Here is a 25,142-nt window from a genome sequence, read left to right on the forward strand (position 1 = left end):
GCGGGCCACCATGGATTTCAAGGATCTCCGCGCCGCGCTGGCGGCCCTCGCCGAGAACGGGTCCCCGGCCGAGCCCCGCAAGGCGATCAAGGACCTCCAGATCGCCGCCTATGCCGCGCTCGCCGGCGAGGACGCCTACGACGAGTTCTGCAAGGCCTTCGTCACGAAGGACACCGAGGAGATCGCCGACGTCATCCGGTATCTCACCGGCACGGCCTCCCCGCCCGCGGCGGCCGTGGTCCTGTCCCTGATCCGCGACGCCGTCGGCGACGATCGCTACGAGACCGCGCTGCGGACCGCCGGCCTCGGCAGCTACCTGGACATCCCCTACACCAGTACGGGCGCGGAGCTGACCGGCGAGGCGGAGGAGCGCTACGTCCTCGAGGTGTTGCGCAGCAAGAGACTCTGGCGATATGAGGTGCCCACCGCCCGCTCGTTCGTGGGGCGCTTCGAACAGGCGGCGGAAGCGCTGTTCGGCGTCAAACACGTGCACGCGACGGTCTCCGGCTCCGCGGCGCTCACCGCGGGGCTGCTGGGCATCGGTGTCGGCCCCGGCGACGAGGTCATCCTCCCGGCCGTCACCTGGGTCGGCTGCGCCGACGCCGTGATCCTGTGTGGCGCGGTGCCGGTCATCGCCCAGGTGGACGAGACGCTCGGCCTGTCCGTCGCCGACGTGGAGCGCAACATCACCGAGCGGACCCGGGCCGTGATGGCGGTCAGCCTCTTCGGCGCACCCTGCGACATGGGCGGCCTGCGCGCGCTCGCCGACAAACACGGCATCGCCCTGCTCGAGGACAACGCCCAGGCGGTCGGCGTGAGCTATCGCGGCCGCCGGCTGGGCGGCATCGGCGACGCGGCCACCTTCAGCACGAAGTTCATGAAGTTCCTGGCCGCCGGGGACGGCGGCTTCTTCGCGACGAACTCGGACACGCTCTATCAGTTCGCGGTCCTCTACACCGGCGGCCGGACGATGCCGGCCCGCAAGCGGGAACTGACGCTCAGCGACCGGATCATGCCCGCCACCGGCCTGCGGATGAACGAGCTGACCGGGGCGGTGGCGCTGGCGCAGCTCGAACGGCTCGACGAGCTTCTCGGCCGGCTCCGGGTGGCACGCGATCTCATCTTCGACCTGGCCGGACCGGCGCGAACCTACCGGCGGGTGCCCGGCAACGACCCCACCGGGGACTCGGGCTGGATGACTCCGCTCATGTTCGCCGACGAGGACGCCTGCCAGGCCTTCTGCCGAGCCGTCCGGGCTCGCGGGATCCGCCACGTCACGACCTCGCGCGAGCTGTTCGCCGGCGGCGAGATCGAACACTGCTACGCCGCCATGAGCACGGACCGCTACCTCCCGACGACCGGCGCGCACTGGGCGACGAACTTCCGGGCCATGGTCAGCCAGGTCGGCATCGATCCGCGGAGCAATCCGTGGACGTACTCGCCGGGCCGCGAGTATCCGCCGGGATTCATGGACGAGAGCCTCGCCCTCCTCAAGCGGATCGCCTTCGTGCAGACCAACCCGCTGCTGGAACCCGAGCATTGCGCCGCCATCGCCCGAGCACTCACCGAAGCGGACGCGGAGTGCGCGGCCTAGTAGGGGGTCGAGAATGGACCTGGGAATAGATCTGCTGACCTCGGGGCCGCACGCCAGCGTCGACGCGATCGTCCGCATGGCCCGGGAGGCCGAGATCCTGGGCTACGGCGCGGTGTGGACCCACGAGCGGGTCCTCTGTCCCGCGGGTGACGTCGACCAGCCGCCGGGCCCGCCGCGACCCCTGCCGATGTACTACCAACGGACCTTCGAACCGCTCGACACGCTGTCCTTCGTCGCCGCCCGCACGAGCACCCTCCAACTCGGCACCAGCGTGCTGACCGCGCCGTTGCACCACCCGATCATGATGGCGCGCCGGCTGGCCACGCTCGACCAGTTCAGCCGGGGGCGCCTCGTCGTCGGCCTCGGCCAGGGCTGGATGCGGGAGGAGTATGAGGCCGCCGGCGTGCCGTTCCGGCAGCGGGGTGCCCGGCTGGAGGACTTCGTGGCGGCGTTACGGGCGGCGTGGTCGCCGGACCCGGTCTCCTATGACGGCCGGTTCTATTCCATCCCGCTGTCCCATGTCGATCCCAAGCCGTTCCGGCGCGGCGGTCCGACGATCCTGGTGGGCGCCGCCTCCCCCGCCGCCATCGACCGGGCCGCCCGGATCGCCGACGGGTTCAACCCGACCTCGATGACGCTCGAACGGCTGACCGCGGCGATCAACGCGTTCCGGATCTGCGCCGACCGCGCCGGGCGCGACCCCGACCGGCTGTCGATCGTGGTGCGGGCGGCGACGCCGCTGACGGAATCGGCCGTCGGCCTGGGCCGGCCCTTCCTCGGCGGCTCACCTGACCAGGTCGTCGAGGACCTCCGGCGCCTCGAGGATCTCGCCGTCGACCACGTGCTGTTCACCAACGTGCGCCAGCCCCCGCTCGACGAGCAACTCAGTCTGCTCGAGCGCGTCAAGACGGCCGCGGACCGCGCCCTGTCACCGGATCGAGTTAGTTGAACAAGCAAGTTAAGAGAAGCTTGTCGCGGGTGGACTACCTAGGCTCTGCAGGCGTACGAGAATGCGGATTTTCCGCGAGATCGACGAATGCAGGGAGGTTGGACAATGGCACCCGCAGAAAGGCAGAAGAATCACGAAAAAGCCATTCAACGGATGACCGAGGCCTTCAACTCGGGTGACGTCGACATTGTCGACGAGCTGGTGGAGACCACCGAGGACATCGAGAAGACCCCCATGCCCGGGACGTCCCGGGACAGGTTGGGCCTGAAACTGAAGATCGAACACCTACGCGCGGCGTTTCCCGATGGCAAATTCAGCATCGAGGAGATCAAATCCGATGGCGACAAGGTCACGTTCAAGTGGAAGTTGGAGGGCACCCATCGGGGAAGGTTCCTCGGCAAGAAGGCGTCGAACCGGAAGGTCAGCTTCACCGGGCAGGACGAGGTGACGTTCCGCGACGGCAAGATGGTCGAACACCGCTCCTTGGACAACAAGGGCGGAATGCTGCGGAGCAGGTTCGAGTAGCCGCCGGCCGCCCTACGGCGATGCGGGCGCCACCGGAACCGCGCCGCCCCCGACGCGCTCCCGATGCGCCCGCATGTCCCTACGACGCGCGGCAGTGACGGCTCAGCCGTGTGCCGACGGGTGACGTGGCTCGTACATGCCGATCTTGCCGCCGCTGGGCAGCGGGATCGAGGTCATCAGCCCCCAGCCCTTGTCGTCGACGTCGCCGCTCATGTCGACCCCCTTCTCGCGCAGTTCGGCGATGGTCGCCTTGACGTCGTCGCACAGCAGGTAGAACTCGCTGAGATCGCCCGACTCCCCCCGGGGCACGTTCTCGGCCGGGTGCAGGGCCGCGTCGGCCGGGGGCAGGGCGAAGATGAGCCAGCCGCCTCCGCCGTCGGTCGCGGCGAGGCCGAGAGTGTCGCGGAGGAAGGCGCGGTCAGCGTCCGCGTCGGTGCTGTACAGGACGACGTGTGATCCTGTGATCATGGGTGCTCCCCATCTCGTGAGTACGTCCGTCCTGACCAGAGTGGCACTAGATGGACGTTCCGGATAGCCGCAACCCCTAACGAAGCAAGAGAGGAGAAGCCACCGGGACGGCCCGTGCCTAGGCTCTGCGCAGGTACGGACAGCGAGGAGTTCCGGTGACTTTTCGAGATCTGCCACTGCTGTACGTCTTCCTCGAGGCGCACGACCTGGCCGCCCAGCGCGCGTTTCTGGAGCACCGGCTCGGCCTGGACGTCATCGAGACCGACGATGATCCCCGCCACCGTCACGGCGTCGTCAAATACGACGCGGGCTCGGTGATCCTCTCGCTCAACCTCTCCCCCGAGTCCCGCTTCGATCCGTCCGGTTCGGACGGACTGACCATCGGCTGCGCCGGAGCGACGACGCTGATGACCGACCCGCACGGCCACCACTTCCGGGTCGGCGGCCCACCCACGACGGTCGCCGAGCTGCGGCTGCGGGTCCCCGACGTGTCCGCGTCCGTCGACTTCTACGCCAAGGTGCTGGGGCTGCGCCAACCCGACCCGGCGGTGCCGACCGTCGCCACCGGCTCGGTGCCGATCGTGCTGGACCAGGCAGCGCTCGCCGTGGACGGCCGCCACATCCGGCACGACACCTACCTGCTCGTGTTCCATACCCCGGACATCGACCGCAGCACGGCCGAGTTGGCCGCGGCCGGGCTGACGTTCACCGGACGCGGCGTCGGCTCGAAGGAGATCGGCCGGACCATCCGGTTCACCGACCCGTCCGGGCACCGGTTCTGCCTCTACGAGCCGTCGGACGCCTCGCTCGCGAACAGCAGCGGCGCCACCCTCCGCAAGATCCTGGCCGGCCGTTGATGCCCGCCGGTGGCATCGACCGGTGGCTCACCGGTGACCGCCTTCTGCTCGCCGGCGAGGACGCACTCCGGTGGACGACCGCGCTCACCCGCCCCGGCCGCACGATCGGCGTCTGGCCGCCGGAGCCCGGGGCACCGGAGTCCGACGCCGTCGTCTGCGCCGGGTGGCGCTGGCGGGGCGACGAGGCGGCACACCGGCGGTTCCTGGCCGAGATCCGCCGCCGGCTGCGGCCGGACGGCCTGCTGCTCATCGACCAGGCCGCCGCGTCCGGCGACGAGGCCGCGCGCTTCGATCCGCTGACCGGACGCGGTGGCCCGCTTCGCTTCTACCACCCGACCGAGCTGGCCGGGCTCGTCCGCGCCGCCGGCTTCCGGGTGGAGCACGTGGAGCTCACCTCCCCCACGGATGGCGCTGCCCCGCCCGGCTCGCTGGTCGTGGCACGGGCACTGATCGCGCCGCCCGCCTCCCTGGCCGTCGCCGAGTGGGGCGAGACCGTCGAGGACACCCGGCTGGACCTGCGATACGCCGACGACGAGACGGAGCTGCTGGATCCCGCCCCGGCCGCCGTCTGGGCCGGGCTCGCCGCCGAGGCGGACGGCCTGGCCGGCCACTACCCGGTCGACGACCCGTTCGGAAGCCTGCGCGGCGCGCCGGTGGTCAGCCGCTACTTCGACCGGACCGTGACGCCCGCCCAGTTGCTCTTCGGCGCCGGGGTGACCTCGCTGCTGCGTGACCTGGCCGGGCTCGCGGACGGCGGCCCGATCCTCGCGCCCGCGCACACCCATCCGGACCTGCAGGCCTGGGCCGCGTTCCGCGGCGCGGACATCCGGATCATCGCGGGGCAGACGCTCGCGGCGATGACGGCGGAGATCCGACGGGTACGCCCGGCGCTGGTGCACCTGGACCGGCCCGCGTTCGACGCGACCATCGTCGAGACCGGAGACCTGGTCCGGCTCGCCGGGGCCGCGGCGGAGGTGGGCGCCGCCGTCATCGTGGACGAGAGCGCGGCGGCCTATCTCGGCCCGGCCGGCAGCGCCGCCACGGTGGTGGGCGACGTGGGCAACCTCATCGTGCTGCGCGGCTTCACCAAGGCCTACTCGTGGGGCGGCCTGCGGGCCGGGTTCGCGGTCTGCTCCCCGGCCGTCGCCGTCCGGGTCCGCGAACTGGTGACCCCGATGCTCATCGGCGAGTTGGCGCTGCGGGCCGCGCTGGAGGTGCTCGCCGCCGGTGATCCGCTGGCCGCGCTGCGGCGCCGCGTCCGTACGGTGAAACCGCCGTTCATCGACCGGTTGACCACGGCCGGGTTCGCGGTCGCACCGGGGCACCCCGACATCCCCTGGGTGGTGGTCGCCGACCCGGTCGGCGCCGCGGAGCAGGCATTGGCCGCATGCGGCATCCGCGGACTGCTTCCCGCTCCCGCGCCGGTCCCGACACCACCGGGGACCGGGCGGCTGCACCTCACCGTGCCGCTGTCCGACCGGCGGATCAAGCTCTTCGACACCCTTTTCGACACGGTACGAGAGGACGTTTCGCGATGAGTCTGTCCCAGCGGCCACCGGCGAGCCCCGCCGAACCCACCGTCCGCCGCTCGCCGGCCCTCCTGCCGGTCGTCATCGGCCTGGCGATCGGTGTGATCCTTGCCCTGGTCTGGTCGTTCAAGCTGGTCGACGGCGTCATCGGCGACACCACCGCCAACTCGCTGCTCGGCTACGACGCCAAGGAGACCGCCATCAGCGGCGCGGCGGCCGGCATCGTCTTCGCGTTCGTCTCCGGCCTCGCGGGCACGTTCACCGCCTGCAACATCGCCGTCTTCGGTGCGCTGCCGCAGCTGACGGGCAATTCCACCAACCGCACCCGCGCCACGATGACCGCGCTCGGCTGGCTGGCGGCCGGCATGGTGGCGGTCTCCGCCGTGTACGGCGCCATCGCGGTGCTGCTCGGCGACCGGCTTCCGCAACTCTCCGAACGCGTGCTGGCGGGCGGCGTGCCGGTGCGCCTGGTCCAGTCGTTCGTCGTCTTCGGGTTGATCGGCCTGGCGTTCGTCTACCTGGGACTGTGCACCCTCGGCGTGCTCCGCGACCCGTTCGCCCACCGGCCGCGGGCCCGCCTGGTGACGCTCGGCGCGTTGATCGGCGGCTTCCTCATCGGACGCCCGTACCCGCTGTTCGACAAGCTGATCGAGTTCGCGGCGGAGACCCGGAACCCGCTCTACGGCGCCCTGGCCTTCGTCCTGCAGTCGCTCGGCAACCTGCTGATCGTCGCCGTGCTCGCGGGCATCATCGCGCTGATCGCCCGCGCCACCGCCGAGCGACGCGCCGACCGGCCACGGCGTCCCGAGCGGATGATCCAGATCGCCGGTGTCGCCCTGATCGCCCTGGGCACCTTCCTCGTCGTCTACTGGGACGTACGCGTGCCCTCGATGTTCGGATTCGGCGCGTTCCCCACCATGCCCTGGAACTGACTCGGCCGCACCACCGTCCCTGAAACCACGATGACCAGCACGGCCCCATGCTCGGCGGGGTCGTGCTGGTCCCGCGCGAGCCGTCCAGCGCAGTCCAGGACGATCCAGAAGCGTTCAACCCGACCGTGTTTGGCTTCGGGTCGAGTGTTCCCGGGAGGGACGAACATGACCGGATCGAAGATGAGCTGGCGACGGCCGCTGGTGCTCAGACACTCCCTCGTCGACTTCCAGGCACGCGGATTCGCGAGGGAACCGGCCGCCACCCGAGCGACGCTGGAAGCGGCGGCCGGCTCGTTCCTGGACGGCTTCAACGCCGAACTGGCCACCGCCGTCGACGACGCTCCCGACCTTTCCTCCGTGCCGGCGGACCGGCGGGGGCTCGCGGCCGAGGGCGCGGCCATGGCCGCCACCCTGCTGGACGCCGCACGACCCTCGGGAACCCGGCGCACCGCCGCCCTCGAAGCGGCATATGGCGAGCGATACGCCTACCTGATCCATGTCGGCAGCGGGTGGGCGCTGGCCAAGCTGCGACGCCGGCGACTCGGCCGGATCGGCGCCGGGGCGCCGCTGCTGCGCTGGCTGGCCTACGACGGCAAGGGGTTCTGCGAGGCGTTCTTCGCCGGACCCCGAGCGTTCGACCGTTGGCGGACGCACGCCCACAAGTGCTCGGCGATCTGCGAGATCGAGTACCAGGGTCTGGGCCGCTCCCTCTGGTTCCGCGCCTGCGGCGATCCGGACCGGCTGGCCGCCCTGGTCTCCACGATGCCGCCGCACCATCAGGGTGACGTGTGGAGCGGGGTGGCGCTGGCCTCGGTCTATGCCGGCGGAGTCGGGCCGGACACCTACCGGCTCCTGGCCGAGCGGGCGGCGGGACATCGCGCGGCGATCGCCCAGGGTGCGGCGTTCGGCGCCGAGGCCTGGCGGTTGAGCGGCTTCACCCCCGCGCATGCCGAGGTCGGGGTGCCCATCCTGGCCGGGGTCGCCCCGGCCGCGGCCGCGCAGTGGACCTGGACCGCGCGGCACCAGCTGAGCGGCCCGAACCGGGACGCCCACGACTATCGCGAGTGGCGGATGCACACCCAGCGGCTGGCGACCACGGCCGCCGTCGGCCCGACCGGTGCGGAGGACGCGGCATGAAGGCATGGCGGAGCGGACGGACGGCGCTGGTGGCCGTGCTCGCCGCGGGACTGTCCGTGGGGGCCGGCTGGTTCACCCGGGTGCCGGCCGCGCCGGCCGCCGACACCGAGGCGCTGGCCCAGCGGTTCGCGTTCGCGATCAAGGACGTCAACGGGGATCCGGCGGGAGCGCGGACCGAACGCGTGGTGCAGCCGGCGCTAGAGCACATCCGGGCCTGGATCTCCGCGGTCGGCGCCTCGGCCGGACTGGCCGATCTGGACGACGACGGGCTGCCCGGCGAGGCCTGCCTGGTCGACCCGCGCGACGACTCGGTCACCATCTCGCCCACGCCCGACCGCGCCGGCCGCTTCGGGGTGTTCCCGCTCCTGCCGACCGGCCTGGCCTACGACGCGGCGACCACGGCGCCGATGGGCTGCGTGCCCGCCGACCTCAACGAGGACGGCTGGATCGACCTGCTCGTGCATTTCTGGGGGCGGACCCCGGTCGCCTACCTGCGCCTGCCCGGCGCGCCGCTGACACCGAGCGCCTTCCGCGCCGTCGACATCGCGCCGCGGCCCACCGAGATCTGGAACAGCTCCACGGCCAACGTGCTGGATCTGGACGGCGACGGCCGCCTCGACCTGGTCATCGGCAACTACTTCCCGGACGGCGCCCGGGTGCTGGACGGCGCCGCCGACGACGACCCGCTCATGCGCATGCACGATTCGATGTCCGCGGCGGCCAACGCCGGGACCAATCGCATCCTGCGGCTCGACCGGGTGGACCTCGTCAACGGCGTCGGGGTGCCGCACTACGCCGACGCCTGGACGGCCCTGACCCCCACCCAGGCGCGCTCCTGGACGCTGGCCACCGGCGCCCAGGACCTGGACGGCGACGGCCTGCCCGAGCTGTACGTGGCCAACGACTTCGGACCGGACCAGTTGCTGCACAACATCTCGGCGCCGGGCCGGATCGCGTTCACCGAACTCGGCGGCGACCGCGAGCTCGACACCCCCAAGTCCAAGGCGCTGGGCGACGACTCGTTCAAGAGCATGGGCGTCGCCTTCACCGATCTGAACACCGACGGCCGCGCGGACATCGTGATCAGCAACATCACCGTGCAGCGCGGCCTCGAGGAGAGCAACTTCGCGTTCGTCAGCACGTCGACGGGCCCGCTCCGTGACCGTCACGCGCCCTACCGCGACGACAGCGAAGCGCTCGGGCTGTCCCGCAGCGGCTGGGGCTGGGACGTGAAGGCCGCCGACTTCGACGGCGACGGCACCGACGAGCTGGTCCAGGCGGTCGGCTTCGTCCGTGGCCGGGTCAACCGCTGGGCCAACCTGCAGGAACTCGCCATGGCCAACGACGACGTGCTGCGGTTCCCGAAGGCGTGGCCGAACTTCGAATCCGACACCGACATCTCCGGCCGGGAACGGGACCCCTTCTTCGTCCGCGACACCGACGGCCGCTTCGTCGACATCGCCCGGCAGCTCGGTTTCGCCAACCACGGACCGAGCCGGGGCATCGCGATCGCCGACGTCGACCACGACGGACGCCCGGACGCGCTGATCGCGAATCAGTGGGCCCGCTCCCAGTTCCTGCACAACACCGGCACCCCGCGCGCCTACCTGGGCCTGCGGTTGCTGCTGCCGCCCACGGCGGCGAACGGCCGGCCCCGCCCGGCCATCGGCGCCTCGGTCGCCGTCACCCGCGCCGACGGCACGGTGCTGCGCTCCCAGCTCTATCCGGCGAACGGGCACAGCGGAGTGAACTCGCCCGAGCTGCTGTTCGGGCTGGGCGCGGCCGCCGACAGCGCGGCTCTGACGTCCGTCGCGGTCACCTGGCGCGACGCTACCGGTCTGCACACCACCACCCGCACGCTGCCACCCGGCTGGCACGACTTGACCCTCGGCGCCTGACGCAGCCGGCACCGACGCCGCAGGAGGACCGCGATGACCACGACTTCCGTACCCACCCGATCCGCCAAGGGACTGACCGCGCTCCGCCGGTTCGCCATATCCATCACCGTGTTCACCATCGTCGGGCACTGGTTCCTAGGCTTCGAGCAGGCCTACCTGACGCCGATCGTGGCGGTGCTGGTGGCATACGCCCTCAGCTTCCTGTTGGAGACCGTGGACGCCTGGGCCCAGCACCGGCCGGCCCGCTACCGCGGCGGCACGGTCAACATGATCAACTTTCTGCTGCCCGCGCACATCGCCGCGCTCGCGTGCGCGATGCTGCTGTACGGCAACCAGCGCCTCATGCCGACCGTGTTCGCGGTGACGTGCGCGATCTCCAGCAAGTACCTGCTGCGCATCCGGATCGGCGGCGTGCCGAAGCACTTCTTCAATCCGAGCAACTTCGGCATCAGCGCCACGTTGGTGCTGTTCAGCTGGGTGGCCATCGCGCCGCCGTACCAGTTCACCGAGAACGTCGGTTCGGTCATCGACTGGGCGCTGCCGGGCGCGATCCTGATCGCCGGGACCATGATCAACGCCAAGCTCACCGACCGGATGCCGCTGATCCTCGGCTGGGTGGGCGGATTCGCGATCCAGGCGGTGATCCGGTGGGCGCTCGGCCCGGACTCGCTGCCGTCCGGCCTGCTGGTCATGACCGGTGTCGCGTTCATCCTGTTCACCAACTACATGATCACCGACCCGCAGACCTCGCCCTCGCGCCCGCGCGACCAGGTGCTCTTCGGCGGTGCCGCCGCCGGCGTGTACGGCGTCCTGGTCGCCCTGCACATCACCTTCGGACTGTTCTACGCGCTGACCATCGTGTGCGCCGGCCGGTTCCTGATCACCGGTGTCCGTGAGCTCCGCCGCCGCCGTGACGAGAGCGCGGCACCGCCGCGGCCGTCGGTCGTCGCGGCACCGGAGCCGGAGGCGGCTCACGTCGCCGGCTAGGAGGATCCGCATGGCCGAGAGAATCGCCGTCGTCGGGATGGCCTGCCGCTATCCGGAGGCCGACTCCCCGCACCAGCTGTGGCAGAACGTCATGTCCCGGCGGCGGTCCTTCCGTCGGCTGCCGCCCGGGCGGTTGCCGCTGGCCGAGTACGGCGGCGACGGACCGGACCAGACGTACGTCACCCGGGCCGGCCTCATCAGCGACTGGACGTTCGACCGGCAGCGCTTCGGCGTCGCCGGCCCCACGTTCCGGGCGGTGGACACCACCCACTGGCTCGCGCTCGACGTGGCCGCGGCGGCGCTGGCCGACGCCGGGTTCCCGGACGGCGACGGGCTCGACCGTGCCCGCACCGGCGTCGTGCTGGGCAACTCGCTGACCGGCGAGTTCACCCGGGCGACCACGCTGCGGACCCGCTGGCCATACGTGCGGCGATCGGTGCAGTCCGCCCTGAACGGCTCGGCGGTGCCGGCCGACGAGCAGGCCGCGCTGATCTCGGCGATCGAGCGCGCCTACAAGGCGCCGTTCCCGGAACCGTCCGACGAGACCCTCTCCGGCGCGCTGGCCAACACGATCGCCGGCCGGGTGTGCAACCACTTCGACTTCCACGGCCTCGGATACACCGTGGACGGCGCCTGCGCGTCGTCGTTGCTGGCCGTGTCCACGGCCGCCTCGGCGCTGGTCGACGGCCGGCTGGAAGTGGCGCTGGCCGGCGGCGTCGACCTCAGTCTGGACCCGTTCGAGCTGGTGGGCTTCGCCCGGGTGGGCGCGCTGGCGCACGGCGACATGCGGGTGTACGACCGGCGGCCGACCGGCTTCCTGCCCGGCGAGGGCTGTGGCGTGCTGGTGCTCTGCCGGGAGTCGTTGGCCCGCGACCGGGGCCTGCGCACGTACGGCTACCTGCTGGGCTGGGGAATGTCGTCGGACGGCAGCGGCGGCCTGACCCGCCCGGAGTCGGCCGGTCAGAGCCTGGCGCTGCACCGGGCGTACGAGCACGCCCGGATCGACTGCGCGACGGTGGGCCTGATCGAGGGGCACGGCACCGGCACCGCGGTCGGCGACCAGGCGGAGCTCGAGGCGCTGCGACACCTGCGCCGCCACGCCGAGCGCCCGGCGGCGCTGGGCAGCGTCAAGGCCAACATCGGACACACCAAGGCGGCGGCCGGAGTGGCCGGCCTGCTCAAGGCGGTCCTCGCGGTCCACCATGGTGTGCTGCCGCCGACCACCGGGTGCGAACAGCCCCACCCACTGCTGACCGCGCCCGGCTCCGGCCTCGAGATCCTCGACGAGGCACGGCCGTGGCCGGTCGGGCGGCGGCATGCCGCGGTCAGCGCGATGGGCTTCGGCGGCATCAACGTCCACGTGGTGCTCGGCGGCGCCGCGGCCGCCCGGCGCCGCCGACTCACCCCGGCCCACCAGCGGCTCGCCGCCCCGCCCCCGAGTCACGAGGTGGTGGTGTGCGCCGCCGCCGACCGGGCGGCGCTGGCCGCGAAGCTCGCCCGGATCGGCGAGGTGAGCGGCACCCTGACCCGCGGCGAGCTGGGCGACCTGGCGGCGACCCTGGCCGACACGTCGGCGGACGGGCCTTACCGGTTCGCCGCCGTGGTCGCGGATCCGGACGAGCTGGCGACCGCTGTCCGGCGCGCCCGTGACCACCTGGCCGCCGGCGGCACCACGCTGGTCGATCCGCCACGCCGATTGTTCCTGGGCGGCCCGGACCGGCTCCGGGTCGCGCTGCTGTTCCCCGGGCAGGCGGCGCCCTGCTACCGGGGGCCCGGCGCGCTGGGTGGGCTGCTGGGCACGCTGCCACCCGGGTACGACGACCGGCTCCCGCTGCCGGAGGACCCGCACACCGCCGTCGGCACCGACGTGGCGCAGCCGGCCATCGTGCGCGGCATCCTCGCCGGACTGCGCTGGCTCACCGCGATCGGCGCCGACGCAGATCAGGCGGTCGGGCACAGCCTCGGCGAGCTGGGCGCGCTGGTCTGGGCTGGCGCGTTGCGGGAGGCGGACGCCTACCTGCTGGCGGGGGTCCGCGGCGCGGCGATGGCCGAGGCCGACCCCACACCGGCCGGCATGGCGAGCCTGCACACCGATCCGGAGACCGCTGCCGACCTGTTGCGCGGCACCGACGTGGTCATCGCTGCGGACAACGGCGAGCGCCGCACCGTGGTGTCCGGCAGCCGCACCGAGGTGGGCCGGGTCATCGACGGTGCCACCCGGGCGGGCATCGGGGCGACCTGGCTGCCGGTCGCGCACGCCTTCCACTCACCGGCCATGGAGCCGGCCGCGCCCCGGCTCAAGGCCGCCGCCGCGGCCCTGCCCTGGCGTCCGCCGCGCCGGCCCGTGGCCTCCACCGTCACCGGCGACTGGCTGGCCGGCGAGGACCTGGTGGAACTGCTGGTCCGGCAGCTGACCGCGCCGGTGCGCTTCGCGCAGGCGCTGAGCCGCCTGTCCGCCGATCTGTTCGTCGAGGTCGGACCGGGCCGGATGATGGCCGGCCTGACCTCGACGGCGACGGTGTCCCTGGACGCCGGGTCGCCCTCCGCCGAGGGTGTCGCGTCGGTGACCGCCGCGTTGTTCGCCGCCGGCCGGTGCGGCACGCTCGCGCCCTGGTTCGCGAACCGCCCCACCAGGCCGTTCAGCCTCGACCGGGACCGGGTGCTGCTGATCAACCCGTGCGAGGCCGTACCGCCCGTCCCGACCGACGTCGCCCCAGCCCGGACGACTCCGGAAGCGGACGACAGCGACCCCCTGGGCGTCGCCATCACCTGCGTCGCCGAAGCCCTGGAACTGGACGCCGACGCCATCGCCCCGGACGCGCGGCTGCTCGCCGAACTGCACCTCAGCTCGCTGCGGGTGACCCAGATCGCCGCGGCGGTGGCGGCACGGCTGGGCCGGGCCATGCCGGCCGCGCCCCTGGCCCTCAGCACGGCGACGATCCGCGAGCTGGCGGAGACGATCGGCGACCTTCCGGCCACCGATCAGCGGGAGGCCCTTCCGGCGGGAGTGGCCAGCTGGGTACGCGCGTTCGCGCCCCGACTCGTGCCGGAGACACCGCCCGATCCCTCGGTGACCCGATCGTTCACCGTGATCGGCGAGCTCACCGGTCACCCGCTGGCGGACGAGATCCGATCCGCCTTCGGCCAAAGCGACGGCGCCCCGGCCTACCTGCTCGCACTGCCGCCGTGGCCCGCGCCGGCGCCGCCGGAGGACGTCGTGACCGCCCTGCGGGCGGCACACCGCGACCGCATCCCGCTCGTGGTCGTGCATCACGGCGGTGTCGGCGCGGCCGTCGGTCGCAGCCTGAGCGCCGAGAGCCCCCAGGTCCCGGTCCTGGTCGTCGAGGTGCCCGCCGACCCGTCCGGCGTAGCGTGGGCCGCCGCCGAGGCGCGTCGCGAGCTGGCGTCGTACACCGAGGTGGTGTTCGCCGGCGATGGCCGGCGCACCGTGCCGATGATGGAGCCGGTGCCCCTGGCGCCGGCCGACGCCGAGCGTGTCCCGCTGCGGCCCGGCGACGTCTGCGTGGTGACCGGGGGCGCCAAGGGCATCGGCGCCGAATGCGCCGTCGCGCTCGCCGGCCTGACCGGAGCCCGGATGGTGCTGCTCGGCCGGGCGCCGCTGACCGACCCGGCGGTGCGGGCCACGCTGTCTCGGCTTCCGGACGCGGTCTACCACGCGGTCGACATCACCGACGCCGGCGCGGTCACCGCGACGCTCGACGCGGTGCGACGGCACCACGGCGAGATCCGCGCGCTGGTGCACGCCGCCGGGCAGAACACGCCGGTGCTCATCCCGGATCTCGACGTCGCGGCGATGCGGGCCGCGGCGGCGGGAAAGGCCGACGGTTTCGACCGGGTGCTGGCCGCCCTCGACGTCGGCGAGCTGCGGTTCGCGGTCACCTTCGGTTCGGTGATCGCCCGCACCGGGCTGGCCGGCGAGGCGCACTACGCCGTGGCCAACGAATGGCTCGCCCGGCGCTGCACCCAGCTGGCCCGGGAACAGCCCGGCGTCCGTTGGCTCAACATCGAATGGTCGGCCTGGTCGGGCGCCGGCATGGGGGTACGCCTGGGCGTCCTCGACGCCCTGATCCGGCAGGGCCTCGACCCGATCCCGGTAGACGCCGGGGTCGCCACCCTGCTGCAACTGCTGTCCACACCGGACCTTCCCCCCACCGTCCTGGTCGCCGGCCGGTTGCCCAGCGGGCCGGTGCTGCGCTGGCGCGGCGACGAAACCGCGCTGGCGGGACGGTTCCCGGAGACGCCTCTGGTCCACACTCCGGGGACCGAGCTGGTGGTGGCCGCCGACTTGTCCACCGGCACCGATCCCTACCTGAGTGACCATCGCATCGACGGGGCGGCCGTGCTGCCCGCCGTGCTGGGACTGGAAGCGATGGCCCAGTGCGCCCTGGCGCTGACCGGAGACACCGAGGCGACGCAGTTCACCGACGTCCGGCTCAGCCACCCGGTCACCGTCCCCGACCGGGACCGTCGGACGCTGCGGGTCGCCGCCCTGACCCGCGACGACGGCGCGGTCGACGTGGTGCTGCGCAGCGACGAGACCGGCTATGCCACCGATCACTTCGCCGCCCGCTTCGGCGGGGTCACCACCGATCCACCGAGCGACGCGCCGCTGTCCGGCATCGAGATGCCGGCCACGCACCTGTACGGGCCGCTGTTCTTCCACGGCCCCCGCTTCCACCGCGTACGGGGCTACCGAGCGGTCGGCGCGTACCGCTGCGTCGGCGTCGTCGACGCCACATCGCGCGAGCCGTGGTTCTCCGCGTACCTGGACCAGCGTCTGGTCCTGGGCGACGCGGGCGCCCGCGACGCTTTCCTGCATCTGTTGCAGGCGTGCGTGCCGGACCGACTGGTGCTGCCGGTGGGTGTGGACCGCATCCGGATGCGTCGACCGCCGGCCGGTCGGCTCCTCGTCGCCGCCCGTCAGCGGTCGGAGGACGCGTCCGGGTTCGTCTTCGACGTGGCCGTGACCGATCTGGCGGGCGAACCCGTGGAGGACTGGACCGGCCTGCGACTGCGGGCCGTACGGGCCACGGGGCTCGACCGGTGGCCGCTGGAGCTGGTCGGCGCGCACCTCACCCGGGCGCTGGCCCGGCTGCGGCCGGCGCCGGCGGTGGAACTGGTGACGGCGCGGGCGGACCGGTCCGATCCGGCACACACGGCGGCCGTGGCCGGCTGGCTGGCGGGCACGCCGGTCACCCACGCCACGGACGGCCGGCTGGTGACCTCGCCGGGGTCCGTGTCGGCCAGCCATCTCGACGACCTTCTGCTGGTCGCCGCCGGGCCCGGCCGGGTCGCGGTCGACTGGACCCGGGTCGGCGAGACGGCGCCACCGCTGCCCCCGGCGGACACGGCGGTCGCGGCCGAGGCCGCCCGGGTCGCGCGGGAGAGCACCGAGCTCGCGGCCTTCCGGGTCTGGACCTGCCGTGAGGCGCTGGGCAAACTCGGGGAGCCGCCGGCCGCCCCGCTCACCGTGACCGGGATCCAGGACGGCTGGACCACCTTCGGCTCCGGGGACCTGACCCTGCACAGCATCGTCCTGACCAGCACCACCGGTCCGGTGGCTGTCACCGTCGGGGTGGGGTGAGCGACGATGGCCGGGCACTATGTCCACCAGCACCTGGTGACCTTCGACGAGACCAACCTCGTGGGCAACGTCTACTTCGCCCACTACGTGCGATGGCAGGGGCACTGCCGCGAGCGGTTCCTGCTCGACCGGGCACCCGGCGTGCTGGCGCTGCTGACCGGCGACCTGGTGCTGGTCACCGTGGACTGCGCGGTCGAGTTCTACGCGGAGGGCTTCGCCGGCGACCAGATCGAGATCCGGATGGGGCTGGACCGGATGACCGGCAACCGGGCGGCCATGACGTTCGACTACGTACGCCGCCGGGACGGCCGGGAGGAACTCCTGGCCCGTGGCCGGCAGACCGTGGCGTGCATGCGCCGGGCCACGCACGGGTTGGAGCCGGTGCCCATCCCGGACGAGCTCCGCGCGGCCCTGGCCCCGTTCGATCCGGCCGGCTCCCCGGCCGGCCGGTGATCGGAGAGCACCATGATGAGGCTGGGAATCATCGGCGCGGGCCGGATGGGGACCGCGCTGGCCCACGCGCTGGACGACGCCGGCGTGCCGACCGCCCTGTGCACGGCCCGCTATGACCACGGCCCGGCCGTCGACCTGCCGCCGGACTGCACGCCCGCGACGCTGGACACCGTGCTCCGGCACACCGGCCCGGTCCTGCTCGCACTGCCGTTCCCGGTGGCCATCGGACTGATCTCCGGACCGGCCGGCCGCTGCGGCGGCGGCCGCACCCTGATCGACGCCACGAACCCGGGCTTCTGCCGGGACCGGGTGGTGCCGCCCGGCCTGTCCGGCGGCGAACTCATCGCGGCCGCGGCGACCGGCTGGCGGACCGTCAAGGCGTTCAACACCGTCGCCGCCGAGCACCTGGGCGCCACCCGGATCGGCGGCGGCACGGTGACCCTGCCGGTGGCGGGGCCGGCGGACGCCAAGCCGCTCGTCTTCGACCTGGCCCGCGGTCTCGGGTTCGATCCGTTGGACGTCGGCGGCATCGAGAGCAGCCGGGAGATGGAGGCGCTGGCGGTGCTGATGGCGCGGGTGAGCGCGGCGCACGACCTGCACGGGCGCATCGGCGTGCGGATCGCCGAGCTGGACCGCTCCCCCGTCGGCCGGGGCGTCGACGTGGCCGGCTGATCAGGTGATGGTGATGGCGGAGGCGTCGACGTGACGTCGCTCGGTGACCCCGAGATCGGTCGCCAGCCGGTGCAGCAGCCGGAGCTTGCCGAACAGCGGCCCGGCGAGATCATGCCGGACGTAGAGCAGCGACTTCTCGGCCAGGCGCATGAGCATCAGCCGACCGTCCACCGGACCGTACGGCGCCGGGGCCCAGACGGCCTCGGCCTGCTCGGCGCGGAAGGTCAGTGGCAGAGCGCCGAGCCGCAGGAAGCACCACCGTTCCTGCTGATCCAGGCAGTGCAGGCTGCGCAGCAGCGCGGCCTGCAACGTCCGGTGGTGCACCGGCTGGCCCCGCCGTGGCGGCTTCAGCTCGCGCAACGGATCGTCCAGGCGCCGGACCAGTTCGTCGAGCGTCTCGGTGGCGAGGCACTCCGCGGCGAGTTCCACCGCGAGAGGCAGATCATCCAGCCGCGCGCACAGCTCGGCGACCGTCGACAGGTCGTCCGCGCCGAGCCGGAAGCCGGGACTGACCTGCGCGGCCCGGCGCGCGAACAGCTGGACGGCCGGCGTCTCGGCGCCCCACCGCGCCTCGTCTCCGCTGGACACGCCCAGCGGCCGCAGCCGCCAGACGGTCTCGTACGGCACACCCAACGGCTCGCGCGACGTGACCACCACGGACACGTTCGGGCAGGCGCGGACCACGTCGTCCACCACCTCGACGCAGGCGTCGATCACGTGCTCGACGTCATCGAGGACGATCAGCATCTGCTGGTCGCCGAGCAACCGCGACGGCGCGGTGCCCGGCTCCGCGCCCAGGAGCATGCTCAGCTGCCGGTCCAGCCGATCCGAGGACGTGATCTCCGCGCAGTCCAGCACCGCGACGCCACCGAGGAGGTTGTCACGCAGGCAGGCGGCGGCGCGCAGCGCCAACGTCGACTTGCCACACCCGGGCGGCCCCGTGACCGTCAGCAGCCGCTGCTCGGCCAGCAGGGACATCACGGCGTCCAGATCCCGTTCCCGGTAGATCAGCGGGCCCAGACCGGGGCCTCGGCCGTACCAGGGCGGCCGGACCTGCTCGGTCCCGGGGACACCGGCCCGGCCGGGGGTGTCGTCGCCGGCGAGCACCGCGCGGTAGGCGTCGGACAGCTGGGAACCCGGCTGCACGCCGAGCTCGGCCTTGAGCATCACCCGGATGTCGTCGAAGTGCCGGACCGCGGCCGCGCGGCGGCCCGTCTGCTCGAGCGCGACGATGTACAGCGCCTGGGCCGTCTCGTTCATCGGCTCGGTGATCGCCAGCCGGCGGGCGGCCGGCAGCACCGCCGCGGCCTGCTTGAGGTCGAGACCGCACCGCACGTAGTCCAGCGCGGCCTCGGACCAGCGGCGACGCAGCAGATCCAGCGCCTCCGGGGAATTCAGCAGGGCGGTGAGTTCGGCCAGTTCGGGGTCTCGCCACAGGCGCATCGCCTCGCTGAGCAACTCGAAGGCCCGCTGGGGCTCGTCGGCGCACAGAAACTGCTTCGCCTGCCGGTAGAGCAGCTCGAACCGCGTGACGTCGACGAGCTCCCGGCTGGTGACGAGCCGGTAGCCGCCGGGCTCGGAGCTGATGATGTTGGTGCGGCCCCGGGGCGGCAGGTCCGGCTCGAGCAGCCGGCGCAGCCGGGCCACATAGGTGTGCACCAGCTGCCTGGCGCTGACCGGCTGCGCCGGCCCCCAGACCATGCCGAGCATGTAGTCGGTGGAGACGGGATTGCCGACGTGCAGGGCCAGCGCCGCCATCACCGCCCGCTGCTTGGCCGGTCCGAGATCGATCGGCACTGGCCCGCGGTGCACCTGCATCGAACCCAACGCCGAAATACGTACGATCGCCCTGGAATCGGACATCGACCGCTCCCCCGTCGAAGTCGTCACCGGCGGTGGGTCGTCGAGCACCCGTCCCGCCGGTCCGCATAGAGAGTGTGCCCTTCAGCTATCCATCGGATCGAGTGGCCGATCATCCAAATCGTCTGTCCACTGGGGCCCGAGGCCGGCGCGTCACCCGAGCGTGCCGGGCAGTCGAGCCAGCGGCAGCAGGGCCGTGACCGGCGGGTCGGTCGGTGCCGGCCAGCGCAGCCCGGTCCGCACCGCGGGTGGTGGCGGATGCGCGGGAATCGACAGGCCGACGCGGCCGACGCGCAGGCTGCCGGGCACGTCGTCGACCAAGGCGTCGACGACGCGCGCGCCCGCCGGGATCACCAGGCAGAACGCGGCGTACTCACCGCACGGCGGCGGCGAATGGAGCGGGACCCACGGCGACCCGGTGGAGGGGGTCCAGCGGCCGCGGTGGACGCGCAGGCTGCCGGCCGGCACCAGGCACACACAGACCAGCGAGCCGGGATCGGGCGCGCGGGACAGGATCATCGTCGGGGCGCCGTCGAGCGAGGGCCGGCGCGGTCGCGACCACCAGCCCGCCTCGGCCGCCCGGACGTCACCGAGCCCGCGGGCCTGAGCGCGGAAGCGCGACGGCGGTGTGCCGGTCAACTGGGCGAACTGGGCGGAGAACGTGCCCGGGCTGGTGTAGCCGACGAGGGCTCCCACCTGCCGAACCGGCAGGTTCGAGTGCAACAGCAGCCGCCGGGCCTCGGCCATACGCAGCGCCGCCAGGAACCGGCCCGGGGTCACGGCGGTGATCTCCCGGAAGATCTGATGAAAGTAGAAGGGACTGAACGCGGCGGCGTCGGCGAGCAGCCGCAGGGGCTGTGGATAGGCGAGCCGTTTCCGCATGAGCGCGATCGCCCGGGTGACCGCCTCGAGGTGCGCCACCCGCGTGTAGCTGCTGGAGGTCTCCGTCGCCGTGGACACGATCCCCCTTCGCGTCGGGCTGCTGAGACATCGAAGTCTGCCTCAGTCACCTTGACGGGTTCTTGACTGCGCCGAGCACCAGGTCTTCCAGCTTGGGGTCTCGGTCGCGGCGCCTTGCCCCGGCCCTCGTCGCGTCGTTGAATCGGCCGGGACAGCTCGGCACCGCAGTCCGCCGGAGGCCCGCATGGCGCCCACCGTCCCCTGGCCCGTCCTGGTCACCCGCCTGAGCACCTGGGCCCTGGCCGGCGCCGGTCTCCTCGCCACCACGGGTTCCCGATGGGCCGTCGGTCGGGCCCTGCGCCGCCCGCCGCAGGGCCCTCCCGGGCGATCCGTCGTGCCCACGCTCGTGCGTCTCGGGCCCACCTTCGTCAAGGGCGGCCAGTTGCTGAGCACGCGGGCCGACTTCCTGCCGCCGGCGTTCTGCGCGGCACTGGCCCAGCTCACCGACCGGATGGAAGCCATGTCCGCCCAGGACGTCCGCCGGGCGCTGGCGTGCGCGTACCCCGGCGACTGGCCCTTCGCCGAGTTCGACTACACGCCGGTGGCGAGCGGCAGCATCGCCGGCGTCTACCGCGCGCGGCTGCGCGACGGGCAGCAGGTCGCGGTCAAGGTGCGACGGCCCGGCCTCGATCGCCAGATGCTGGCGGACTTCCGCCTCTTCGGCCTGTTCGCCAGGGTGGGCGAGCGGATGCCGGGACTGCGCGGTCTCCCGGCCCAGCGCATGATCGATCAGCTCGGCCCGGCCGTGCTCAACCAGCTCGACCTGGCGCGCGAGGCCGTCATGCTGGAACGGCTGCGGACCAACCTCGGCTCCTGGGTACGGATACCGGCGACCGTGCCGGCCGCGGCCGGCGAGGGCGTGCTGGTGATGGAGTTCCTCGACGGGCTGGAACGGTTCGGGCCGGCGGCCTTCACCCGCGAGCAGCGAAGCACGATCGTGAAGCAGATCCTCCGCGCCGTCTTCCAGATGTTGTTCCTCGACGGCCTGGTGCACTGCGACATGCATCCCGGCAACCTCTACTTGAGACCGAGCGGCGAGGTGGTGATCCTCGACGCCGGCTTCGTGGTCGAGTTGAGCCCCAAGGTGCGCAAGCTGTTCGCCCAGTTCTTCCTCAACCTGGCGCTCGGCCGGCCCGACGAGTGCACGGAGATCGTGCTCAGCAGCGCCAACACGGTGCCGGTCGACGCGGACCTGGCCGGCTTCCGGCGCGACCTGGGCCGGCTGGTGACCGAGAACCACGGGCGACGGGCGGGCCAGTTCCGGCTCGGGCCATTCGCCGCCCAGCTCTTCGACATCCAGCGCCGGCACCGGATCTCCGCCGACCCGGAGTTCGTGTTTCCGCTGCTGTCGCTCCTCGTCCTGGAAGGCATGATCAACGACTTCGACGTGCAGGTGGACTTTCAAGCCCAATCCATTCCCGCGCTGTTCGAGGCGTTGCGGAGTTGACCGCCGCCGGGCGGAGAGGAGAGGTCATGGAGCTGACATCGACCGCGGGACGACCGGTCACCGAGCGCACCGCGGACCTGTGGAGCCAGGCCGTCCTGAGGTCCATCGGCACCATGCGCGAGCATCTGGGCGACGACCTTTCCCTGCGTACGCTGGCCCAGGCCGCCTGGCTCAGCCCGTTCCACTTCCACCGCGTATTCCACCGGCTGACCGACTCCACACCGGCCCGGTTCCTCGCGGCGTGGCGGATCGCCGAGGCGAAGCGGCTCCTGGCCTACAGCGACGACAGCGTCACCGACGTCTGCATGCACGTCGGCTATGCCAGCCTGGGCACCTTCACCTCCCAGTTCACCCGGGTGGTCGGCGTGTCGCCCGGGCGGTTCCGCCGGCTCGTGCAGGCCTACGCGGACGTGCCGTTCCACGAGATCCTGGTACGGCTCGACGAGGCGATGCCGCAGCCGGAGCACGCGACGGTGACGGTGACGGTCGACGGGGGCCCGGACGACGGCGCCCTGACCGCGGTCGGACTCTTCGAAAGCGCCATCCCGCAGCGTCGCCCGGCCGGCTGCGCCGTGGTCCGAGCGCCCGGCACGGGCCGGCTCGTCGTGCCGCCGGAGGCGCTGTTCCAGCCGCTCGCGATGTGCTTCGACCGATCGGTGACGGTCCGCGAGGCGGTGGCCGCGACCGACCTGGACCGCTGCTACGTCGCCGCCGCGCCGGCCGCCATCCAGGTGCCGGACGGCGCCGTCGCGCCGGTCACCGTGGCGCTGACGCTGCGCCGGCGCCTGCCGACCGACCCGCCGATCCTGCTGGCGTTGCCGCTGCTGATGGCGGTCGCCGGCACGGACCTGGCCGCCGCCGAGGGCTGAACGGGGTTTGGTGCGCCCTCAGCCGATCTCGATGCGCCGGAAGTGTTCGGCGTAGCGATATCCGGGAGTGCGGCCGGCCTGACGCATCCACCCGAACACCCACTCGGGCGGCTCACCCCCGGTCTGGCTCCGGTGCTGCCGCAGCGCCTCGCCCTTGCGATCCACGTACGGTGTCGCGTCGACGAAGTGGTTCGCCCGCTCGTATCCCGGCACCCACACCTCGCGCACCTTGTGCGGTTTGAGGCCCGCCCGCGCGAGCTCCGGGAAGGCCCGGGCGTTGTCCGCGTCCGGATAGACGGCCGCCAGCGTCGCCTCGCCGACCGCGATGTGGTCGGGATGCGACGCCTCGATCGGGATGTCCAGCACCCGGCGGGGATAGTGGGTGAGCACCAGGACCGGCCGGTCCCGGCGGATCTGCGCCGTGATCTCCCGACGCAGCTCGAGGGTCGGCTCCAGCTGTCCGTCCGGCAGTCCCAGAAATCGGACCTCACGCACACCCAGCACCGCCGCGGCGGCACGCTGCTCGGCCATGCGGACCGTGGCCACCCCGCCCTCCGGCGGGCCGTCACCCGGCTCGCCCTGGGCGCCGTCGCTGCACACCAGGTAGCGCACGTCGGCGCCGCCGTCGGTCAGCGCCGCGATGGTGGCTCCGAAGTGAAATTCCGCGTCGTCCGGGTGAGCGGTCACCACGAGCACGCGCGCGTCTGGCTCAAGCATCGAAACTCCAGGGTGCTCCCGGGATCCAGCAGGCGTCGCCGGCCCGTTCCAGGAGCCCGGCCAGCCGTGGATCGGCCGGCAGGGCGGCGAGGTCGACCGGCACCGCCACGGCCGGCACCCCGGCGGGCGGCAACCGCTCCGCCCACTGCGCGGCGGGCGACCGGCACAGCCGGCCACGAACCTCGGCGTCGGTGGCCGTCGCCGACAGGCCGCAGGCGGCGCGGAGCCGGCGGGCGGTGGCCGGGTCGGTGGCGGCCACCACGAGATGACCGTCGGTCGTCGTCAGCGGGCCGTCCAGGGGGCCCCAGGGTTCGGCCGCGGACGCCGCCAGGGTCGCCGCCGCCCGCACCAGGGAGCTGCCGATCCGGCAGCCCCGGCCGGTTCGTTCCCGGTGGAAGAGCCCGGCCAGCACGGCCTCGGCGGCCAGCAGGCCGCCGGCCACGTCGATCAGGGTGAGCCGGCTCGGCACGGGTGCGGCGCCGGGCGGATTCAGCAGGGCCCCCGACCCGGCGTACGCCTGCACGACGAAGTCTCCGGCGATCGGGCACGGCGGGTCGGTGATGCCGTCCCAGCCGGACGCGTAGGCGTACACCACGGCGGGGTTCGTCCGGGCGACGGCGGCCGCGTCCAGACCCAGCGCCTCGGCCCGACCGGGCCGCCAGTTGTGCAGGAAGACGTCGGCGTCCGAGGCGAGCTCACCCAGCTCGGCGAGCCCGGCGGCGTTCTTGTAGTCGATCTCGACGACCCGCTTGCCCTCGTTGTACGCCAGGTACGCGGCGCCGCTCTCCCCGGCCATCGGCGGGCTGTGCCGGCCGAAGTCGCCGCCCGGCGGTTCCACCTTGGTCACCTCCGCGCCGAGCTGGCGCAGCAGCCGGCCCGCCAGGGGGCCCTGCAGCCGCGAGGTGACCTCGACGACGCGCAGACCGGAAAGCGGAGCGTCCGGCGACGACGGCCCGGGGGCCCGCCCGGCGACGGTCACCGCGGCGTGGGGGTGCAGCGTCCACGGCTCGGTGACGCCCGAGGGCGGCGTCACGCGGACGGCGACGACCGCGACGCCGCAGGCGGCGGCGGCCGTGCGCACCTCGGCCAGGGTGTGTCGGGCGAACGCGGCCGGCAACTCCGGCGGCACCCGGCACTCGCCGGCCAGGTAGCGGTAGACGAACGGCAGCCAGGCGGCGCCGACCACGCTGGCGCCGTCCAGCCCGAGCCGCCGCCAGAAGGCCGCCCAGTCGTCGCCGGCCAGCACCTCGATCTCCGCCCACACGCCGTCGGCGGTCCGAAACGGTGGACCGGGCACGCCGGCCGGCCGGAAGGGGAACGCGCCGCCGCCGGTCGCTATCGCGAGCTGATGCCGGACGAACTGCAGGGCGCCCGCCGGGCCGCGTACCGTCACACCGCCCACCGGCAGCCCGCGGAGCCCGCCGATCAGGCCGGCGAGCGCGCCCTGGGTGGCGAGAATGCCGTTGGCCACCGTGGCGAGGTCGAGGCCGAGCCGGCGCGGTGCACCGGCCTCACGGCCGTGAATGGTCATCAGCCCGGCGCGCGCCTGGGCCACCGCCTCCGGCTCGGGGAGGTCCGGCGGTGGATCGACGCGTACCCGAACCCGCCCGTCGACCAGGCCGTCCTGGACACCGACGCCGAGCCGGGCGAGGTGGTCGGCGACGAGCTCGGTGGCTTCCACGG

Annotated in this window: 19 protein-coding genes; 14 read left to right on the forward strand and 5 right to left on the reverse strand. The window is 73.0% G+C overall.

What is annotated here, in order from left to right; genetic code table 11:
• Positions 1-10 precede the first annotated feature (10 nt).
• From AB0M36_RS23665 to AB0M36_RS23675, 3 genes are all read left to right on the forward strand, one after another.
• Entirely contained in the window at positions 11-1,594 is a 1,584-nt protein-coding gene (locus tag AB0M36_RS23665) for an aminotransferase class I/II-fold pyridoxal phosphate-dependent enzyme (RefSeq protein WP_364160924.1), read from the forward strand.
• A gap of 13 nt (positions 1,595-1,607) precedes the next feature.
• Positions 1,608-2,543, forward strand: coding sequence for a TIGR03619 family F420-dependent LLM class oxidoreductase (locus AB0M36_RS23670; protein WP_364160926.1), 936 nt, complete (start codon positions 1,608-1,610; stop codon positions 2,541-2,543).
• A 153-nt stretch (positions 2,544-2,696) separates the two neighbouring features.
• On the forward strand, positions 2,697-3,068 hold the full coding sequence (locus AB0M36_RS23675; RefSeq protein WP_364160928.1) for an ester cyclase: 372 nt from the start codon (positions 2,697-2,699) through the stop codon (positions 3,066-3,068).
• Positions 3,069-3,170: 102 nt separating this feature from the next.
• On the opposite strand, the gene AB0M36_RS23680 is transcribed toward AB0M36_RS23675, so the two are convergent.
• Positions 3,171-3,536, reverse strand: coding sequence for a VOC family protein (locus tag AB0M36_RS23680; RefSeq protein WP_364160930.1), 366 nt, complete (start codon positions 3,534-3,536; stop codon positions 3,171-3,173).
• Positions 3,537-3,691: 155 nt separating this feature from the next.
• Between AB0M36_RS23680 and AB0M36_RS23685 the strand changes: the two genes are divergently transcribed.
• From AB0M36_RS23685 to AB0M36_RS23725, 9 genes are all read left to right on the forward strand, one after another.
• A complete protein-coding gene (locus tag AB0M36_RS23685) occupies positions 3,692-4,393 on the forward strand; it encodes a VOC family protein (RefSeq protein WP_364160932.1) in 702 nt (233 codons plus the stop codon).
• Positions 4,393-5,931: an aminotransferase class I/II-fold pyridoxal phosphate-dependent enzyme gene (locus tag AB0M36_RS23690; protein WP_364160934.1), complete on the forward strand. Its 1,539-nt coding sequence runs from the start codon at positions 4,393-4,395 to the stop codon at positions 5,929-5,931. The genes AB0M36_RS23685 and AB0M36_RS23690 overlap by 1 nt, the downstream gene beginning before the upstream one ends.
• Positions 5,928-6,854, forward strand: coding sequence for a hypothetical protein (locus tag AB0M36_RS23695; RefSeq protein WP_364160936.1), 927 nt, complete (start codon positions 5,928-5,930; stop codon positions 6,852-6,854). The genes AB0M36_RS23690 and AB0M36_RS23695 overlap by 4 nt, the downstream gene beginning before the upstream one ends.
• Positions 6,855-7,019: 165 nt before the next feature.
• The gene (locus tag AB0M36_RS23700; protein WP_364160938.1) at positions 7,020-7,991 is read left to right on the forward strand and encodes a DUF1702 family protein; all 972 of its coding nucleotides are present in this window, start codon (positions 7,020-7,022) and stop codon (positions 7,989-7,991) included.
• A complete protein-coding gene (locus AB0M36_RS23705; protein ID WP_364160940.1) occupies positions 7,988-9,889 on the forward strand; it encodes a CRTAC1 family protein in 1,902 nt (633 codons plus the stop codon). The genes AB0M36_RS23700 and AB0M36_RS23705 overlap by 4 nt, the downstream gene beginning before the upstream one ends.
• Positions 9,890-9,922: 33 nt before the next feature.
• Positions 9,923-10,876, forward strand: coding sequence for an enediyne biosynthesis protein UnbU (locus AB0M36_RS23710; RefSeq protein ID WP_364160942.1), 954 nt, complete (start codon positions 9,923-9,925; stop codon positions 10,874-10,876).
• Positions 10,877-10,886: 10 nt separating this feature from the next.
• Positions 10,887-16,481, forward strand: a complete 5,595-nt coding sequence (locus AB0M36_RS23715) for an SDR family NAD(P)-dependent oxidoreductase (RefSeq protein ID WP_364160944.1) — start codon at positions 10,887-10,889, stop codon at positions 16,479-16,481.
• Positions 16,482-16,487: 6 nt separating this feature from the next.
• On the forward strand, positions 16,488-16,934 hold the full coding sequence (locus AB0M36_RS23720) for an acyl-CoA thioesterase (RefSeq protein ID WP_364160946.1): 447 nt from the start codon (positions 16,488-16,490) through the stop codon (positions 16,932-16,934).
• Between the two features lie 12 nt (positions 16,935-16,946).
• Positions 16,947-17,606, forward strand: a complete 660-nt coding sequence (locus AB0M36_RS23725; protein ID WP_364160948.1) for an NAD(P)-binding domain-containing protein — start codon at positions 16,947-16,949, stop codon at positions 17,604-17,606.
• On the opposite strand, the gene AB0M36_RS23730 is transcribed toward AB0M36_RS23725, so the two are convergent.
• Together AB0M36_RS23730 and AB0M36_RS23735 are read right to left on the reverse strand one after the other, a co-directional pair.
• Complete coding sequence (locus tag AB0M36_RS23730) at positions 17,607-19,403, reverse strand: BTAD domain-containing putative transcriptional regulator (protein ID WP_364160950.1); 1,797 nt, start codon at positions 19,401-19,403, stop codon at positions 17,607-17,609.
• A 216-nt stretch (positions 19,404-19,619) separates the two neighbouring features.
• Complete coding sequence (locus tag AB0M36_RS23735) at positions 19,620-20,426, reverse strand: AraC family transcriptional regulator (protein ID WP_364160952.1); 807 nt, start codon at positions 20,424-20,426, stop codon at positions 19,620-19,622.
• Positions 20,427-20,610: 184 nt separating this feature from the next.
• Between AB0M36_RS23735 and AB0M36_RS23740 the strand changes: the two genes are divergently transcribed.
• A complete protein-coding gene (locus AB0M36_RS23740) occupies positions 20,611-21,873 on the forward strand; it encodes an AarF/UbiB family protein (RefSeq protein WP_364160954.1) in 1,263 nt (420 codons plus the stop codon).
• Positions 21,874-21,899: 26 nt separating this feature from the next.
• On the forward strand, positions 21,900-22,742 hold the full coding sequence (locus tag AB0M36_RS23745) for an AraC family transcriptional regulator (RefSeq protein WP_364160956.1): 843 nt from the start codon (positions 21,900-21,902) through the stop codon (positions 22,740-22,742).
• Between the two features lie 18 nt (positions 22,743-22,760).
• On the opposite strand, the gene AB0M36_RS23750 is transcribed toward AB0M36_RS23745, so the two are convergent.
• Together AB0M36_RS23750 and AB0M36_RS23755 are read right to left on the reverse strand one after the other, a co-directional pair.
• Positions 22,761-23,459: a PIG-L deacetylase family protein gene (locus AB0M36_RS23750; RefSeq protein WP_364160958.1), complete on the reverse strand. Its 699-nt coding sequence runs from the start codon at positions 23,457-23,459 to the stop codon at positions 22,761-22,763.
• Positions 23,452-25,140 carry a CoA transferase gene (locus AB0M36_RS23755; RefSeq protein WP_364160960.1) on the reverse strand — a complete coding sequence of 563 codons (1,689 nt, stop codon included), beginning with the start codon at positions 25,138-25,140 and terminating at the stop codon, positions 23,452-23,454. Before AB0M36_RS23755 ends, AB0M36_RS23750 begins: the two co-directional genes overlap by 8 nt.
• Positions 25,141-25,142: the final 2 nt, after the last annotated feature.

The sequence above is a fragment of the Actinoplanes sp. NPDC051346 genome (assembly GCF_040682215.1).
GTDB lineage: Bacteria > Actinomycetota > Actinomycetes > Mycobacteriales > Micromonosporaceae > Actinoplanes.